Below are 13,963 nucleotides of genomic sequence, written 5' to 3' on the forward strand. Positions count from 1 at the left end.
ACGCCCCGGAGAACCCCCAAGCCATGAATGGTGGATTGAACATTTTCAAGCTGGTCGCCGAGGCCAGCCTGCCCGTGCAGCTGGTCATGCTGCTGCTGCTGGTGTTCTCGTTCCTGTCCTGGGTGATCATCCTTCGCAAGTATTCGCAGATGAAGGCGGCGATGGAGAACGCCGAGGCGTTCGAGGAGCGCTTCTGGTCCGGCGGCGACCTGGCCGGCCTGTTCCGCGAGGTCAGCGGCCGCAACGCCGACAACGGCGGCATGGAGACGATCTTCGAGTCGGGCTTCCGCGAGTTCGCCCGCCAGCGCCAGCGCAAGACCTACGACGTGCGCATCGTGATGGAAGGCACCGAGCGCGCCATGCGCGTGGCCGGCACCCGCGAGATCGGCCTGCTGGAGCGCAACCTGGAGTTCCTCGCCAACGTCGGCTCGATCAGCCCGTACGTGGGCCTGTTCGGAACCGTGTGGGGCATCATGGGTGCCTTCCAGGGCCTGGGCGAGGTCAAGGACGTCACCATCGCCGTGGTCGCCCCGCACATCTCCGAGGCGCTGATCGCCACCGCCATGGGCCTGTTCGCGGCCATTCCCGCGGTGTGGGCGTACAACCGCTACGCCAACAAGGTCGAGCGCGTGGCTTCCCGCTACGAAGTCTTCCAGGAAGAGTTCTCCTCGGTCCTGCAGCGGCAGATCCAGACCGACGAAGTGGCCTGACGGGGGCAAGCCGATGGCCATGCGAAACGCCGCGCGCCACAAGCGCATGAAGCTCAAGTCCGAGATCAACGTCGTGCCGTACATCGACGTGATGCTGGTGCTGCTGATCATCTTCATGGTCACCGCCCCGATGATGAACGCCAACGTCGACGTCAACCTGCCCCAGGCCAACGCCAAGTCGCTGGCCGACAAGAAGAATCCGGTGATCGTCTCGGTCAATGCCGACGGCAACCTGTTCCTGACCCTGGAAGGCGCCAAGAAGGAGCCGGTCGACGTGGCCACCATGCAGGCCAAGGTCGGCGCCTTCGTCAAGGCCAACCCGGACATCAGCGTGCTGGTGGCCGGCGACCGCGAAGGCAAGTACGAGGGCGTCTACCAGGTGCTGGCCGACCTGCAGCAGGCCGGTGTCAGCAAGGTCGGCCTGATGAGCCAGCCGCAGGGGTCGGACGCGGGCAATGCGCGAAAATAAGGGCACCTCCACGGCGGTCCTGCTTTCCGCCGTCCTGCACCTTGGCATCGTCGGCTTCCTCGCGCTGGCGATCGTGCCGTGCTCGTTCTACGAAAGCCTGTTCAGCACCCTGCACCTGCCGGCGAGCTGGAACCCGATCACCTGTTCCAAGCCGCTGGAGCTCCAGGGCCCGGTGATCGAGGCGACGCTGATCGGCCCCACCGGCGCGCCGCCGCCGAAGGCAGAGAAGAAGGCCAAGCCGGTGCCGACCATCCCGCCGCCGCCCACGGTGACGCCGCCGGACGTCAAGACGCCGCCGCCGGAGATCAAGACCCTGCCGCCGCCGGAGCATCCGGACACGATCGACCAGGAAAAGATCGTGGCCGACGCGCTGGAAAAGGCCGAGGAGGCCAAGAAGGAGCAGGAAGAGAAGCAGCGCCAGCGCCAGGCCGAACTGGACGCCCAGGCAGCCAAGAAGAAGGAAGAGCAGAAGAAACAGCTGGACGAGCTGTTCGCCAAGATGGACGCGGCCGCCGCGGCGCGCCAGAAGGCGGAAAACCGCGCCAAGCAGGCCAAGCAGCAGCTGGAAGATCTCAAGGACGCCAAGGACGAGGGCCTGTCCGACGTGCCGCACGCGGCCCAGCGCCAGACCGGCAACAACGCCCAGAACAGCTCCCTGGCCGACCAGTATGCAGCGGCCATTCAGAATGCGGTCACGCCCAACTGGTTACGTCCGGATAACATGCCGGATGTTCCGTGCAAGGTGCATATCGTCCAGCTGGTAGGGGGCGATGTGATGAGTGCGAAGGTCGATTCGAGCTGCCCCTACGACGATGCGGGCAAGCGCTCGATCGAAAACGCCGTGCTCAGGACCAAGACCTTGCCGTACAAGGGGTTCGAGAGCGTCTTCAGCCGCGAACTGACCCTTACCTTCAGGCCGCAGTGAGACCTTCATGCCCAACTTGAAATCGCTCTTCGCCCTTGCCGTGCTGTGTCTGGCCGCCCTCGTCGCCGGACCCGCGGGTGCGCAGGCGCTCAACGTGGACATCGTCGGCGGCGTCAAGACGGCCACGCCGATCGTGGTCGTGCCATTCGCCCAGAACGGCGCACCGTTGCCGACCGACGTGGCGGACGTCATTCGCAACGATTTCAACCGCTCCGGCAAGTTCCGTGCGCTGGCCCGGAGCGAGATCGTCGAGTCGCCCTCGCGCGGCGCCGACATCAAGTTCGCCACCTGGCGGCTGCTCAAGCAGGACTACATCACCGTCGGCCGCATCAGCGACGCCGGCGGCGGCCTGCTGCGGGTGGAATACGAGCTGTGGGACGTCAACAAGCAGCAGAGCCTGCTGGCCCAGGCGTTCACCGCACCGGCCGGGGACCTGCGCGGCGTCGCCCACCAGATCGCCGACCAGATCTACGAGAAAATCACCGGCGTGCGCGGCGCGTTCTGGACCCGCATCGCCTACATCACCGCCGTGGGCCTGGGCAACAACACCACCTATTCGCTGATCGTGGCCGACTCGGACGGCTACAACCCGCAGGTGGTGGCCCGCTCGCGCGAATCGCTGCTGTCGCCTTCGTGGTCGCCGGACGGCACCAAGATCGCCTACGTCTCCTTCGAGAGCGGCAACTCGCAGGTCTACGTGCAGGACATCACCACCGGTTCGCGCCAACTGGTCGCCGCGCACAAGAAGGGCATCAACGGCGCGCCGGCCTGGTCGCCCGACGGCAGCAAGCTGGCGGTGTCGCTGTCGTTCGTGGGCAATCCCGAGATCTTCGTGATCGACATGGCTTCGCGCCATGAGACGCGTCTGACCAACAGCCTGTCGATCGATACCGAGCCGACCTGGTCGGCCGACGGGCAGAGCCTCTACTTCACCTCCGACCGCTCTGGCCGGCCGCAGATCTACCAGATGTCCGCCACCGGCGGCTCGCCCACCCGCATCAGCTTCGAGGGGCAGAATAACGCCAACGCCGACGTCAGCTTCGACGGCAAGCTGATCGCCATGGTGCAGGGCAATGGGAACGTGTATCGTATTGCCATCATGGATCGCAGTCTGGGTGGGCAGGTGCGTTTCATCTCCCCCGGCCCGATTGACGACTCCCCGAGTTTCGCACCGAACGCCAGCATGCTGTTGTACGCGGCCACGGAAGGGCGCCGCGGCGTGCTGTATGCCGTTTCGGCCGATGGCCAGGTCCGCCAGCGCCTCGTGCTGTCCGACGGGGACGTCCGCGAGCCGGCCTGGGGGCCGTACCGGAAGCGTTGAGTTTTTTGTCCGTTGGGGCGCGAAAGCGCGCCGGCGGAATGCCCATGGAATGGGCCGAAACGGCGCCTTGGCGCCATTTCGCTTAAGGCAGGGCGCAGCCGAACGCGTCCCGCCAACGGTTGCCAGGCGCGACGAGTGACTGGCCCGCGGTAGCACCAAGCGTCACACAATAAGCCGGACCACCGGCGTCACTGTCCCAACACCGCAATCGTCATTGACTGTCGGATCTCAAACCCGTTTTGAAGGAACGTCACCCATGAATAAGACCGCACGCGTCGCCCTGGTCGCCCTGCTCTGCATCGGCGCAGCCGCTTGCTCGAAGAAGCAGGAAGTCAAGCCGCAGCCCCAGCCGGAGCCGCAGCCGACGACCCAGCCGGCCCCGGAGAGCAACAAGTACACCCCGGCCGACCTCGACACCGACGCCTGCCTGCGCCAGCGCGTCGTGTACTTCGATTTCGACAAGACCGAGATCAAGCCGGAGTTCCAGCAGATCATGGCGTGCCACGCCAAGTACCTGCAGGACCGTCCGGAATCGCACGTCCGCCTGGAAGGCAACACCGACGAGCGCGGCACCCGCGAGTACAACCTGGGCCTGGGCGAGCGCCGCGGCAATGCCGTGTCCGACGCGCTGCAGGCCAACGGTGGCTCGGCCAGCCAGATCGAAGTGATCTCCTACGGCAAGGAAAAGCCGGTGTGCCGTGAGCACAACGAGGACTGCTGGAGCAAGAACCGTCGCGTCGAGATCGTCTACACGGCGAAGTAATGAAGAGCGCACTGGCTAAGCGTTTCTCGGCCAGGCTCGGCATGGCGGGCGCGTTTGCGTCCGCCATGCTCGTTGTCGCTCCGGCCTTCGCACAGAATTCCCGCCTCAGCCTCGCCGACCGCGTGTCGCGGCTGGAGCAGCAGGCGCAGGCCCAGAACCAGGGCGGTACCAGCCTGGTCAACCAGGTCCAGCAGCTGCAGTCCCAGGTGCAGCAGTTGCAGGGTCAGGTCGAGGAGCTGCAACACACCATCGGCCAGCTCGAAGAGAAGAACAAGGCGCAGTACATCGACCTCGACTCGCGGCTGGGCCGCCTCGAGGGCAACGGCGCCGGCACGAATTCCACGCCCGCAGGCAACGCCCCGGCCTCCGCCGGTTCGGCCGCCGCCACGGCGACCCCGGGCACTGCCGCGCAGACACCCCCCGCTGCACCCGCCAGCGGCAGCAGCGCGCCCGCCGCGGCGCCCGATGCCAACGCGCAGGCCGCCTACGACACCGCTTTCCAGGCGCTGCGTGGCGGTGACTACGCGCAGGCCTCGCGCGGCTTCCGCAGCTTCATCCAGAAGTATCCGGACAACACGCTTACGCCCAACGCCTGGTACTGGCTGGGCGAGTCCTACTACGTGACCATGAACTACCCGGTGGCGCTGGAAGCCTTCCAGCGGCTGCTCAGCCAGTTCCCGCAGAGCGAGAAGGCATCGGACGCACTGCTCAAGGTTGGCTACAGCCAGCTCGAGCTCAAGCAGACGGACGCCGGCAAGGCCACGCTGCAGCAGGTCACCAGCAAGTACCCCAACTCGCGCGCCGCCAGCCTGGCGCAGGAACGCCTGCGCCGACTGCAGCTGCAATCGGCGATCCGCTGAGATTTCAGAGCCTGCTCATGAGCTCCGGATGCCCCGCGCCAAAGGCTGTTTGCGCGCAGATCAGGCAAAAACGAAGGAGTGGACGTCCGTCCACGACTGAGTGATGGCGCGGGTGTGCGGGCAAACAGCCCCGGCCCGTCAGGGTTGTCATCGAGTGACCGCCATGCGGCGGCGCGTGCCTTGGCCCGCCAGCCAGGCAGGCCGGCACCACGCCCTACCACCTGACGGTCACTCGATGGCAACGCGAGGTACCCATAGATCATGAGCAGGCTCTCAAATATGGGCAGTGACACGGGCGAGGCGCCCGTCGCGCCGGCGGTGGCCGAACGCCTGCGCATCACCGAGATCTTCCACTCGATCCAGGGCGAAGCCGATGCGATCGGCTGGCGCACCGTGTTCGTTCGATTGACCGGCTGCCCGCTGCGCTGCGTCTGGTGCGACACCGAGTATTCCTTCCATGGTGGGCAGTGGCACGCGATCGACGACATCCTGGCCGAGGTGGCGCGCCACGGTGCGCACCACGTCTGCGTCACCGGCGGCGAGCCCCTGGCGCAGAAGCGTTGCCTGATCCTGCTACGTCGTCTGTGCGAGGCCGGCTATGAGGTCTCGCTGGAAACCTCCGGCGCGCTCGACGTGTCGGCGGTCGATCCGCGCGTGCGCAAGGTGATGGACCTGAAGGCACCCGACTCGGGCGAGAGCGCACGCAACCTGTGGAGCAACCTCGAGCATCTGTTGCCACACGACCAGGTCAAGATCGTCATCGCCAGCCGCGTCGACTACGAGTGGGCGCGCGACGTGGTGGCCGAGCATGCGCTCGACCGGCGCTGCATGGTGTTGTTCTCGCCGGTCCACGGCGCGGTGCAGCCGCGCGACCTGGCCGAGTGGATCATCGCCGATCGCCTGCCGGTGCGCTTCCAGCTACAGCTGCACAAGTTGCTCTGGAACGACGCAGCCGGGCACTGAATTTTTTTCTCCTTTCCCTGCGTACAGGGCGAGGTCGGGAGGGTTTCCCCCTTCGCAAGCGCGGGGCCATCCCTCCAACCCTACCCTGCAGGCAGGGGAGGGAGTTCATGCGCCGTGGCCTGTGACGCCGCGAGCGATTTCCGGCCGGTGACCGGCCGCACCAAGGAAACCCCATGTCCCAGCCCACCCCTCGCAAGGCCGTCGTGCTCGTCTCCGGCGGCATGGACTCGGCCGTCACCCTGGCCATCGCACGTGAACAGGGCTTCGCGGTCCACGCACTGAGCGTCGCCTATGGCCAGCGCCACGGCTCCGAGCTGGAGGCTGCCGAGCGGGTTGCCCGCACGATGGGCGCACTCGCGCACAAGACCGTGCAGGTCGACCTGCGCAGCATCGGTGGCTCCGCGCTGACCGCGGATATCGACGTACCCGAGCAGGGCGGCGAGGGCATTCCGGTGACCTACGTACCGGCTCGCAACACCATCATGCTGTCGATCGCACTGGGTTGGGCCGAAGTGCTCGGCGCCAACGACATCTTCTGCGGCGTGAACGCGGTCGACTATTCCGGCTATCCGGATTGCCGCCCCGCTTTCATCGACGCCTTCGAGCAGCTGGCCAACGTCGCTACCAAGGCGGGCGTGGAAGGTGCGGGACTACGCATCCACGCGCCGCTGATGCGCATGAGCAAGGCCGACATCGCACGCGAGGGTGCACGCCTGGACGTGGACTTCGCGCAGACCGTCAGCTGCTACCAGGCCGACGCCCAGGGTCGCGCCTGCGGTCATTGCGACGCCTGCCATCTCCGTGCCGAAGGCTTCCGCGCCGCGGGCCTGGCCGACCCCACCCGTTACGCCTGACGCCAACCCCCTGCAGGAGCCTTCGTGTGGGCGATGCTTTCTGGCGGACGCAACCAGAGCATCGCCACCGATGGTCCTGCAAGGTCATGCGGGATTGTGCGACCCGCACGCAAACCTTAAAATCGCCCGTTCGCTTGATGGGTCGTTAGCTCAGTTGGTAGAGCAGTAGACTTTTAATCTATTGGTCCCGAGTTCGAGTCTCGGACGACCCACCATCTTCACCCGCGCCCGTCGCGGGTTTTTTGTGCCCGCTTGCCTCGCGCCGGATCGCGCGCGAAGCTGCTTCCTTTGCCGGGAGCACAACGTGGACTGGGTCGACCTGCGCAGCGATACCGTAACCACACCCACGGCCGCGATGCGCGCGGCCATGCTGGATGTCCCGGTGGGGGACGACGTCTACGGCGAGGACCCGACCGTCAATGCCCTGCAGCAGCGCCTGGCCGACGAGCTCGGCTTCGAGGCCGCGCTGTTCGTGCCCAGTGGCACGCAATCGAACCTGCTGGCGTTGATGTCGCATTGCGAACGCGGCGACGAATACCTCGTCGGCATGGACGCGCACACCTACAAGTTCGAAGGCGGTGGTGCGGCGGTGCTCGGCTCGATCCAGCCCCAGCCGATCGTGCAGGACGCCGACGGCTCGCTTCCGCTGGACCGGGTGGCCGCCGCGATCAAGCCGGTCGATCCGCACTTCGCCCGCACGCGCCTGCTCGCGTTGGAAAATACCTGGCACGGTCGCGTGTTGCCCATGGACTACCTGGAAGCCGCACGCGAATTCGCGCGCGAACGCGGCCTCGCGTTCCACCTGGACGGCGCCCGCCTGTACAACGCGGCGGTGGCTGCGGGCGTGCCCGCGCGCGAGATCGCCCGGCACTTCGATAGCGTGTCGGTTTGCCTCTCCAAGGGGCTGGGCGCGCCGGTGGGGTCGGTGCTGGTGGGCTCGTTGGCTCTGATCGACAAGGCGCGGCGCTGGCGCAAGGTCACCGGCGGCGGCTGGCGCCAGGCCGGCATGCTGGCCGCGGCCGGCCTGCACGCCCTCGATCACCACGTCGCGCGGCTGGCCGACGACCACGCCCGCGCCGCCACCTTGGCACGGCAGCTCGACGCCGTGCCGGGCCTGCGCCTGCTCGGCCAGCACACCAACATGGTCTTCGTCGAGGTGCCGGCCGAGCGCCTGCGCGAGCTGGACGCGCATCTGCGCCAGGCTGGCATCCGCATCAGCATCGGCTACCTGCCCACGCTGCGGTTGGTGACCCACCTGGACGTCGACGACGCCGGTATCGCCCGCACGGTCGAGGCGTTTGCCCGGTTCTTCGGCGAACAGGCAGCGTGATCCGTCGGGGGGCGACGCCTCGGCTGCGGGGCAGGCTGCTGATGGCGGCCTTGCTGACCCTCCTGCCGGCCTGCCCGGCTGTTGCGGGTGAAGCGGCCGGGGGCGCACGGACGCACGCCGGCAACCCGGTCATTCCCGGCTGGTACGCGGACCCGGAGGCGGCGATCTTCGGCACGACCTACTGGATCTACCCGACCTGGTCGGACGACTACGACCGCCAGCTGTTCATCGATGCGTTTTCCTCGCCGGACCTGGTCAGCTGGACACGCCATCCGCACGTGCTCGACGTGCGCGCGATTCACTGGGCCAGACGCGCGATGTGGGGGCCGGCCGTGGTCGCCAAGGATGGGCGCTACTACCTGTTCTTTGCCGCCAACGACATCCAGAGCGACCGCGAGGTAGGCGGCATCGGCGTGGCGGTGGCCGACCATCCGCAGGGCCCGTTCCGCGACCTGCTCGGCAAGCCGCTGGTGGGCGCCTTCCACAACGGCGCGCAACCCATCGACCAGTCGGTGTTCCGCGACGACGACGGGACGTACTACCTGATCTACGGCGGCTGGAAGCACGCCAACATCGCGCGCCTGAAGGACGACTTCACCGGATTCCTGCCCTTCGCGGACGGCAGGGTGTTCAGACAGATCACGCCCGAGCATTACGTCGAGGGCCCGATGATGTTCAAGCGCGATGGCCGCTATTACCTGATGTGGTCCGAGGGCGGTTGGACTGGCCCGGACTACTCGGTGGCTTATGCGATCGGCGATTCGCCGCTGGGCCCGTTCCGCCGCATCGGCAAGATCCTCCAGCAGGACCCGTCGATTGCCACGGGCGCCGGCCACCACTCACTGCTGCACACGCCGGACGATCGCTGGTACATCGTCTACCACCGGCGCCCCAGGGGCGAAACGGCCGCCAACCACCGCGTGGTGTGCATCGATCGGCTGGAGTTCGACGCCCGCGGCCATATCCTGCCGGTGAGGATGACGCGGCAGGGCGTCGAGGCTCACCCCTTGCGCTGAGGCGCCCGGCGCGGCGGCGGTGCCGCGTGTTGACGGATGAAGTGGCGCACCTGCGGATAGACCGTTTCGCGCCACCGCCGGCCGCTGAAGATGCCGTAGTGGCCGGCGCCTTCGATCACGCGGTGCGCGCGCCGCTTCGCTGCGATGCCGGTGCACAGCGCGTGCGCCGCTTCGGTCTGGCCCAGGCCCGAGATGTCGTCCAGCTCGCCCTCGATGGTGAGCAGCGCGCTGCGCGTGATGGCGGCAGGATCGACCCGCTCGCCGGCCACGTCCCACAGGCCGCGCGGCAGCAGGCATTGCTGGAAGACCGTGCTGATCGTGTCCAGGTAATAACCCGCAGGCATGTCCAGCACGGCGTTGTATTCGTCGTAAAAGCGCCGATGGGCCTCGGCGTCGTCGAGGTCGCCGCGCAGCAGGTCGAGGTAGAAGTCCCAGTGCGAGGACAGATGCCGGCCGGGATTCATCGCGACGAAACCGGCGTGCTGCAGGAAGCCGGGATAGACCTTGCGTCCGCGCCCCGGATAGTTGGCCGGCACGGTGTGGATCAGGTTGCCTTCGAACCAGGACAACGGCTGCCTGGTGGCCAGGTCGTTGACGCCGGTGGGATTGCGGCGCGGGTCGATCGGACCGCCCATCATCACCAGGCTGCGCGGCGTCTGTTCGCCGCGCGCGGCCATCAGGGACACCGCCGCCAGCACCGGCACGGTCGGCTGGCACACCGAGACGACATGCAGCGCGCTCGCCCCGATGTGGCGGATGAAGCGTTCGACATACGCGACGTAGTCGTCCAGCCGGAACATGCCGGCCTCGGCCGGCACCATGCGCGCGTCGACCCAGTCGGTCACGTAGACCTTGTGGTCGCGCAGCAGCGTGCGCACGGTGTCGCGCAGCAGCGTGGCGTGATGGCCCGACAGCGGCGCCACCACCAGCACCACCGGCTGGCGGTGCATCGCCTCGATCACCTCGGGCTTGTCGCTGTAGCGCTTGAAGCGCTTCAACTGACAGAACGGCAGCTCCAGCGCGCTCTGCTCCACCACCGCCACGGTGTGTCCGCCGGCCTGGACCTCGTGGATGCCGAAGGACGGCTTCTCGTAGTCCTTCCCCAGCCGGTACATCAGCTCGCAGCCGGCCGCCCAGCGCGCCGCGCCCGGCCACTGCGCGAGCAGGCTGCCCGGCTCGCTGAACATCTTCGCGCTGGCCTGCGCGAAGTAGCTCATCGGGCCCATGAAGGCGCGCTGCCATTCGTGGAGTTGGTAGAGCATGGCGACCGGGTCAGGCAGGACAAAGCCGCATTCTAGCGGCTTTGCGCCTGGGATGTTGCGGTGCGGCAAAGAGGGGCCGTTCGACTTCGCCGCTGCTGGCCTGCGCTCAGGTCGAACGGTTGACGGGCGTCCGGCGTGGTGACGAGAGAACCGTTCGCGTTGAGCGTAGCCCGAAGGGCGAAGTCGAAACGCCTGCCTCAGCCCCCAAGCCGCCGACACACCAGCAGCACCTCATCCACGCCATCCACCTCAGGCAGCCCATCGCGCCACTGCAAGGGCTTCTGGAACCTCAACCCCAGCGGCATGAACACGTGGTTGTACCACCACATCGCCCGCTCGCGCCGATGGGTGAGGAACCACTGCCCCAGGTCCAGCAAGCGCGAGGATTTGGGCTGCATGCCGTAGATTGCGCTGCCTTCCAGCGCAAACCCGTGCGCGGCAAGCTTGGCCTTGATGGCCTCCGGCTCGTAGCGCCGGCAATGCCCGACGAACTCGTCGAACGCGGTCCATGCGTCCGCGTGCAGGGGCACCGACAGCAGCAGCGTCGCACCCGGCGCCGCCACCCGCGCCAGCTCGCGCAGGGCGCCTTCGTCGTCGGCGACATGCTCGAGGATGTCGAACGCGCATACCAGGTCGAACCGCGCATCGGCGCAGGGCAGCGCACCGATCATCCCGTGCATGGCACTGGCACCGCGCGCGTGCAACTGGCGCAGCGCCGCGTGGCTTAGGTCGACGAAACAGGTGTCTTCCAGCGGCAGGCGCGGACGCAGGCCGGGGGCGACCTCGAGCCGGCGCGGCGCCGCCGCGGCCAGCTCGCGCAACAGCGGCCAGGTGTTGAAGCGGTCGGGATCGATCAACCTGGCCTGCGCCCACAGCGCTTCATAGAAGCCGCGGTTGACGCGGAGCAGTTCGGCATCGCTGCGGACGGGGGAGGAGGCGGCCATGCATCCTTTTACAGCAAGCGCGGCCGCGGCGGGTGTGAACGCCGATCCATTGGCGGGAGCTCGCGTGGGGGCGATGTCCAGGGCGCGTTTTAGAACACCGCCTGCACGCGGGCTCCTGCAGCGGTCGTCAGATCTGACGGATTTCGGTACCGGCGGCAAGATCGTGGATGGCTCGCCGTCGCCGATCGACCAACGCCGGCGCAAACCACAGCGCCCAACCGACCAACGTCGCCCAGATCGCGACCCGTAACCCGAGCGGTGGCGCCAGCGCCAGCAACAGCAACGGCAGCGCGGCGACGACCACCCGCCGCAACGCCTGCCCCGGTCGCAGCTTTCCGCCATCGGCCGCGACCACCCGGATACGCCACGGCCGCATGCCGAGCGTCTGCCCGCCGCGCAGCCACGAAATCACGAAGTACGCGCCCACGACCAGGCCCTGCAGCGGCTGGTACCACCACGCGATCGCCGGATGCGTGCCGGCGGCCACCAGCTGGCCGCCGGTGGCCAGCTGGCACAGCAGGCCCACCACCATCACGATGGCCACCACCGCGAGCAGGTCGTAGACCAGGGCGGTGAGGCGACGCCATAGCGGGCAGGGAAGGGCGGCGGGGTCGTGCGATCGGGTCATCGGCGTTTCGCTTGCGTGCGCCGCGAACCGCGGCGAGCATCTGCGCATGCAGGAAAAGAGCGCAAGTATCGCCGAAGCCGACCAGCGCAGCATCGCCACGTTCCTCGAGCGGGTCTGGTCGGAAGACGGCCTGGCCGACCGCACCCTGGAGGCCTACCGGCAGGACCTGGAGGGACTGGCGCGCTGGCTCGCCTCGCGCGGGCGCGGCCTGCAGACGGCGCGGCGCGAGGACCTGTCGGCGTTCCACGGCAGCCAGCCGGCGGCGGTGCGTTCGATGGCGCGGCGCCAGTCGGCGTTCCGCCGGTATTACGGCCAGCTCGCGCGCGACACGCCGGGGTTCGAGGACCCGACCCTGCTGATCGAACGCCCGCGCATGCCGCGCAGCCTGCCCAAGGCGCTGGCCGAGCGCGAGATCGAGGCGCTGCTGGCCGCACCGGACCTTGGCTCCACGCTGGGACTGCGCGACCGCGCGATGCTCGAACTGATGTACGCCTCCGGCCTGCGCGTGTCCGAACTGGTGGAACTCCCGCTGGCCGCGCTCAACATGCGCCAGGGCGTGCTGCGGATTACCGGCAAGGGCGGCAAGGATCGCCTGGTGCCGGTCGGCGAAGTCGCGCTCGAGCGCATCGAGGCCTATCTCGCCGACGCCAGGCCGCAGCTGGCGAAGGGCCGCCAGCCGGCGGCGCTGTTCCTCAGCCAGCGCGGCGAGGGCATGACGCGGCAGATGTTCTGGACCCTGGTCAAGCGCCACGCGCTGGCGGTCGGCATCGAGGGCAAGCGCATCTCCCCGCACGTCTTGCGCCACTCCTTCGCCACCCATCTGCTCAACCACGGCGCTGACCTGCGCGCGCTGCAGTTGCTGCTGGGGCATGCCTCGCTCAGCACCACGCAGATCTACACGCTGGTGGCGAAGGAAGGCCTCAAGCGTCTGCACGCGAAACACCACCCTCGCGGGTAGCGCCCCCGGCAGATCAGCAGCCTCGCCGGTGGTGCCCGCTCTCCCTCGCCGTGCCGTGGAGAGCGAGCAGGCGTGTCAGCCTCCGCTTATGCCCGCTGTGCCAGAATCGGCCCGATCGCCGCTTTCCCCGTGCGGCCACGAGGTTTCCCGATGCTCAAGAAGCTTTCCGCCGCGCTGCTCGCCAGTGCCTTCGCGCTCGCCGCCTGCGCCGCCGATCGCCAGGATGCCGCCGCCGCCGCGCCCGCCCATGCCCCCGCTGGCAGCGCCGTCGATCCGGCTGCCGAGCAGGTGGTCCGCGCGGCGCTGAAGAAGCTCGCCCCCGGAGTGCAGATCGACCAGATCGCAGCCGCGCCGCTGCCGGGCTTCTACCAGGTGATCGCTTCGGGCCAGCTGGTCTACGTCAGCGCCGACGGCAAGTACATGATCAACGGCGACGTCGTCGACCTGGCCGCCAGGGAAAACCTGAGCGAACGCGCCTGGGCCGGTTTCCGCAAGGCCGAGCTGGCCAAGGTGCCGGCGGCCCAGCGCATCGTGTTCGCACCGCCGCACCCGAAGTACACGGTGACGGTGTTCTCCGACGTCAACTGCGGCTACTGCCGCATGTTCCATTCGCACATCAAGCAGTTCAACGACGAAGGCATCGCGGTGGAATACCTGGCCTGGCCGCGCGAGGGCGTGACCGATACCGCCGGCGAGCCGACCGACACGTACAAGGAAATGGTCTCGGTCTGGTGCGCCGCCGACCGCAAGGCCGCGTTCACCGCCGCCAAGCAGGGCAAGGCACCGAAGTCGGCTGATTGCCCCAATCCGGTCAAGGACGAGTTCGACCTCGGCGTGAAGCTGGGTGTCACCGGCACGCCGATGGTGCTGGGACCCGACGGCATGGTGCTGGGCGGCTACGTCACGCCGGACAAGCTGCTGAAGCTGCTCGAAAAAGGCGGCTGACACGCGTTGAGCCCG

15 protein-coding genes and 1 tRNA gene are annotated in these 13,963 nt (G+C 67.9%); 13 read left to right on the forward strand and 3 right to left on the reverse strand.

Annotated features, from left to right (window positions below; all coding sequences use genetic code 11):
• Positions 1–23 precede the first annotated feature (23 nt).
• From tolQ to J7I44_RS04800, 11 genes are all read left to right on the forward strand, one after another.
• The gene (gene tolQ / locus J7I44_RS04750) at positions 24–710 is read left to right on the forward strand and encodes a protein TolQ (RefSeq protein ID WP_209616623.1); all 687 of its coding nucleotides are present in this window, start codon (positions 24–26) and stop codon (positions 708–710) included.
• 19 nt (positions 711–729) lie between these two features.
• Positions 730–1,179, forward strand: a complete 450-nt coding sequence (gene tolR / locus J7I44_RS04755; RefSeq protein ID WP_245187942.1) for a protein TolR — start codon at positions 730–732, stop codon at positions 1,177–1,179.
• Entirely contained in the window at positions 1,166–2,104 is a 939-nt protein-coding gene (gene tolA / locus J7I44_RS04760) for a cell envelope integrity protein TolA (RefSeq protein ID WP_209616631.1), read from the forward strand. The genes tolR and tolA overlap by 14 nt, the downstream gene beginning before the upstream one ends.
• A gap of 7 nt (positions 2,105–2,111) precedes the next feature.
• On the forward strand, positions 2,112–3,425 hold the full coding sequence (tolB, locus tag J7I44_RS04765; RefSeq protein ID WP_209616633.1) for a Tol-Pal system beta propeller repeat protein TolB: 1,314 nt from the start codon (positions 2,112–2,114) through the stop codon (positions 3,423–3,425).
• 256 nt (positions 3,426–3,681) lie between these two features.
• Positions 3,682–4,188: a peptidoglycan-associated lipoprotein Pal gene (gene pal, locus J7I44_RS04770; protein WP_209616636.1), complete on the forward strand. Its 507-nt coding sequence runs from the start codon at positions 3,682–3,684 to the stop codon at positions 4,186–4,188.
• A 65-nt stretch (positions 4,189–4,253) separates the two neighbouring features.
• Positions 4,254–5,048: a tol-pal system protein YbgF gene (gene ybgF / locus J7I44_RS04775; protein ID WP_209616639.1), complete on the forward strand. Its 795-nt coding sequence runs from the start codon at positions 4,254–4,256 to the stop codon at positions 5,046–5,048.
• Between the two features lie 279 nt (positions 5,049–5,327).
• On the forward strand, positions 5,328–6,011 hold the full coding sequence (gene queE / locus J7I44_RS04780; RefSeq protein WP_209616642.1) for a 7-carboxy-7-deazaguanine synthase QueE: 684 nt from the start codon (positions 5,328–5,330) through the stop codon (positions 6,009–6,011).
• 173 nt (positions 6,012–6,184) lie between these two features.
• Positions 6,185–6,865: a 7-cyano-7-deazaguanine synthase QueC gene (gene queC / locus J7I44_RS04785; protein ID WP_209616645.1), complete on the forward strand. Its 681-nt coding sequence runs from the start codon at positions 6,185–6,187 to the stop codon at positions 6,863–6,865.
• A 139-nt stretch (positions 6,866–7,004) separates the two neighbouring features.
• Positions 7,005–7,080 (forward strand) — tRNA-Lys (locus tag J7I44_RS04790).
• A gap of 89 nt (positions 7,081–7,169) precedes the next feature.
• A complete protein-coding gene (ltaE, locus tag J7I44_RS04795) occupies positions 7,170–8,195 on the forward strand; it encodes a low-specificity L-threonine aldolase (protein WP_209616648.1) in 1,026 nt (341 codons plus the stop codon).
• A 41-nt stretch (positions 8,196–8,236) separates the two neighbouring features.
• Positions 8,237–9,211, forward strand: a complete 975-nt coding sequence (locus J7I44_RS04800) for a glycoside hydrolase family 43 protein (RefSeq protein ID WP_209616651.1) — start codon at positions 8,237–8,239, stop codon at positions 9,209–9,211.
• Here J7I44_RS04800 and J7I44_RS04805 read toward each other — a convergent pair.
• The 3 genes from J7I44_RS04805 to J7I44_RS04815 form a co-directional block, all read right to left on the reverse strand.
• Positions 9,196–10,473: a polyhydroxyalkanoate depolymerase gene (locus tag J7I44_RS04805; protein WP_209616654.1), complete on the reverse strand. Its 1,278-nt coding sequence runs from the start codon at positions 10,471–10,473 to the stop codon at positions 9,196–9,198. The genes J7I44_RS04800 and J7I44_RS04805 overlap by 16 nt on opposite strands.
• 197 nt (positions 10,474–10,670) lie before the next feature.
• Positions 10,671–11,417 (reverse strand): class I SAM-dependent methyltransferase, encoded by a 747-nt coding sequence (locus J7I44_RS04810; protein WP_209616657.1) that lies wholly within the window; start codon positions 11,415–11,417, stop codon positions 10,671–10,673.
• Positions 11,418–11,544: 127 nt separating this feature from the next.
• Positions 11,545–12,045 (reverse strand): RDD family protein, encoded by a 501-nt coding sequence (locus J7I44_RS04815; RefSeq protein WP_209616660.1) that lies wholly within the window; start codon positions 12,043–12,045, stop codon positions 11,545–11,547.
• Between the two features lie 46 nt (positions 12,046–12,091).
• On the opposite strand from J7I44_RS04815, the gene xerD reads away from it, so the two are divergent.
• Together xerD and J7I44_RS04825 are read left to right on the forward strand one after the other, a co-directional pair.
• Positions 12,092–13,003: a site-specific tyrosine recombinase XerD gene (gene xerD / locus J7I44_RS04820; RefSeq protein ID WP_209616663.1), complete on the forward strand. Its 912-nt coding sequence runs from the start codon at positions 12,092–12,094 to the stop codon at positions 13,001–13,003.
• A 150-nt stretch (positions 13,004–13,153) separates the two neighbouring features.
• Entirely contained in the window at positions 13,154–13,948 is a 795-nt protein-coding gene (locus J7I44_RS04825; RefSeq protein ID WP_209616666.1) for a DsbC family protein, read from the forward strand.
• The last annotated feature ends 15 nt before the right edge of the window (positions 13,949–13,963 follow it).

The sequence above is a fragment of the Frateuria flava genome, from assembly GCF_017837635.1.
Taxonomy (GTDB): domain Bacteria; phylum Pseudomonadota; class Gammaproteobacteria; order Xanthomonadales; family Rhodanobacteraceae; genus Frateuria_A; species Frateuria_A flava.

What these genes read in the sequence shown, in the direction of transcription:
- tolQ (WP_209616623.1), top strand. Translation starts at nt 24, where the DNA reads ATGAATGGTGGATTGAACATTTTCAAGCTGGTCGCCGAGGCCAGCCTG.
- tolR (WP_245187942.1), top strand. Translation starts at nt 730, where the DNA reads ATGCGAAACGCCGCGCGCCACAAGCGCATGAAGCTCAAGTCCGAGATC.
- tolA (WP_209616631.1), top strand. Translation starts at nt 1,166, where the DNA reads ATGCGCGAAAATAAGGGCACCTCCACGGCGGTCCTGCTTTCCGCCGTC.
- tolB (WP_209616633.1), top strand. Translation starts at nt 2,112, where the DNA reads ATGCCCAACTTGAAATCGCTCTTCGCCCTTGCCGTGCTGTGTCTGGCC.
- pal (WP_209616636.1), top strand. Translation starts at nt 3,682, where the DNA reads ATGAATAAGACCGCACGCGTCGCCCTGGTCGCCCTGCTCTGCATCGGC.
- ybgF (WP_209616639.1), top strand. Translation starts at nt 4,254, where the DNA reads ATGCTCGTTGTCGCTCCGGCCTTCGCACAGAATTCCCGCCTCAGCCTC.
- queE (WP_209616642.1), top strand. Translation starts at nt 5,328, where the DNA reads ATGGGCAGTGACACGGGCGAGGCGCCCGTCGCGCCGGCGGTGGCCGAA.
- queC (WP_209616645.1), top strand. Translation starts at nt 6,185, where the DNA reads ATGTCCCAGCCCACCCCTCGCAAGGCCGTCGTGCTCGTCTCCGGCGGC.
- J7I44_RS04800 (WP_209616651.1), top strand. Translation starts at nt 8,237, where the DNA reads ATGGCGGCCTTGCTGACCCTCCTGCCGGCCTGCCCGGCTGTTGCGGGT.
- J7I44_RS04805 (WP_209616654.1), bottom strand. Translation starts at nt 10,473, where the DNA reads ATGCTCTACCAACTCCACGAATGGCAGCGCGCCTTCATGGGCCCGATG.
- J7I44_RS04810 (WP_209616657.1), bottom strand. Translation starts at nt 11,417, where the DNA reads ATGGCCGCCTCCTCCCCCGTCCGCAGCGATGCCGAACTGCTCCGCGTC.
- J7I44_RS04815 (WP_209616660.1), bottom strand. Translation starts at nt 12,045, where the DNA reads ATGACCCGATCGCACGACCCCGCCGCCCTTCCCTGCCCGCTATGGCGT.
- xerD (WP_209616663.1), top strand. Translation starts at nt 12,092, where the DNA reads ATGCAGGAAAAGAGCGCAAGTATCGCCGAAGCCGACCAGCGCAGCATC.
- J7I44_RS04825 (WP_209616666.1), top strand. Translation starts at nt 13,154, where the DNA reads ATGCTCAAGAAGCTTTCCGCCGCGCTGCTCGCCAGTGCCTTCGCGCTC.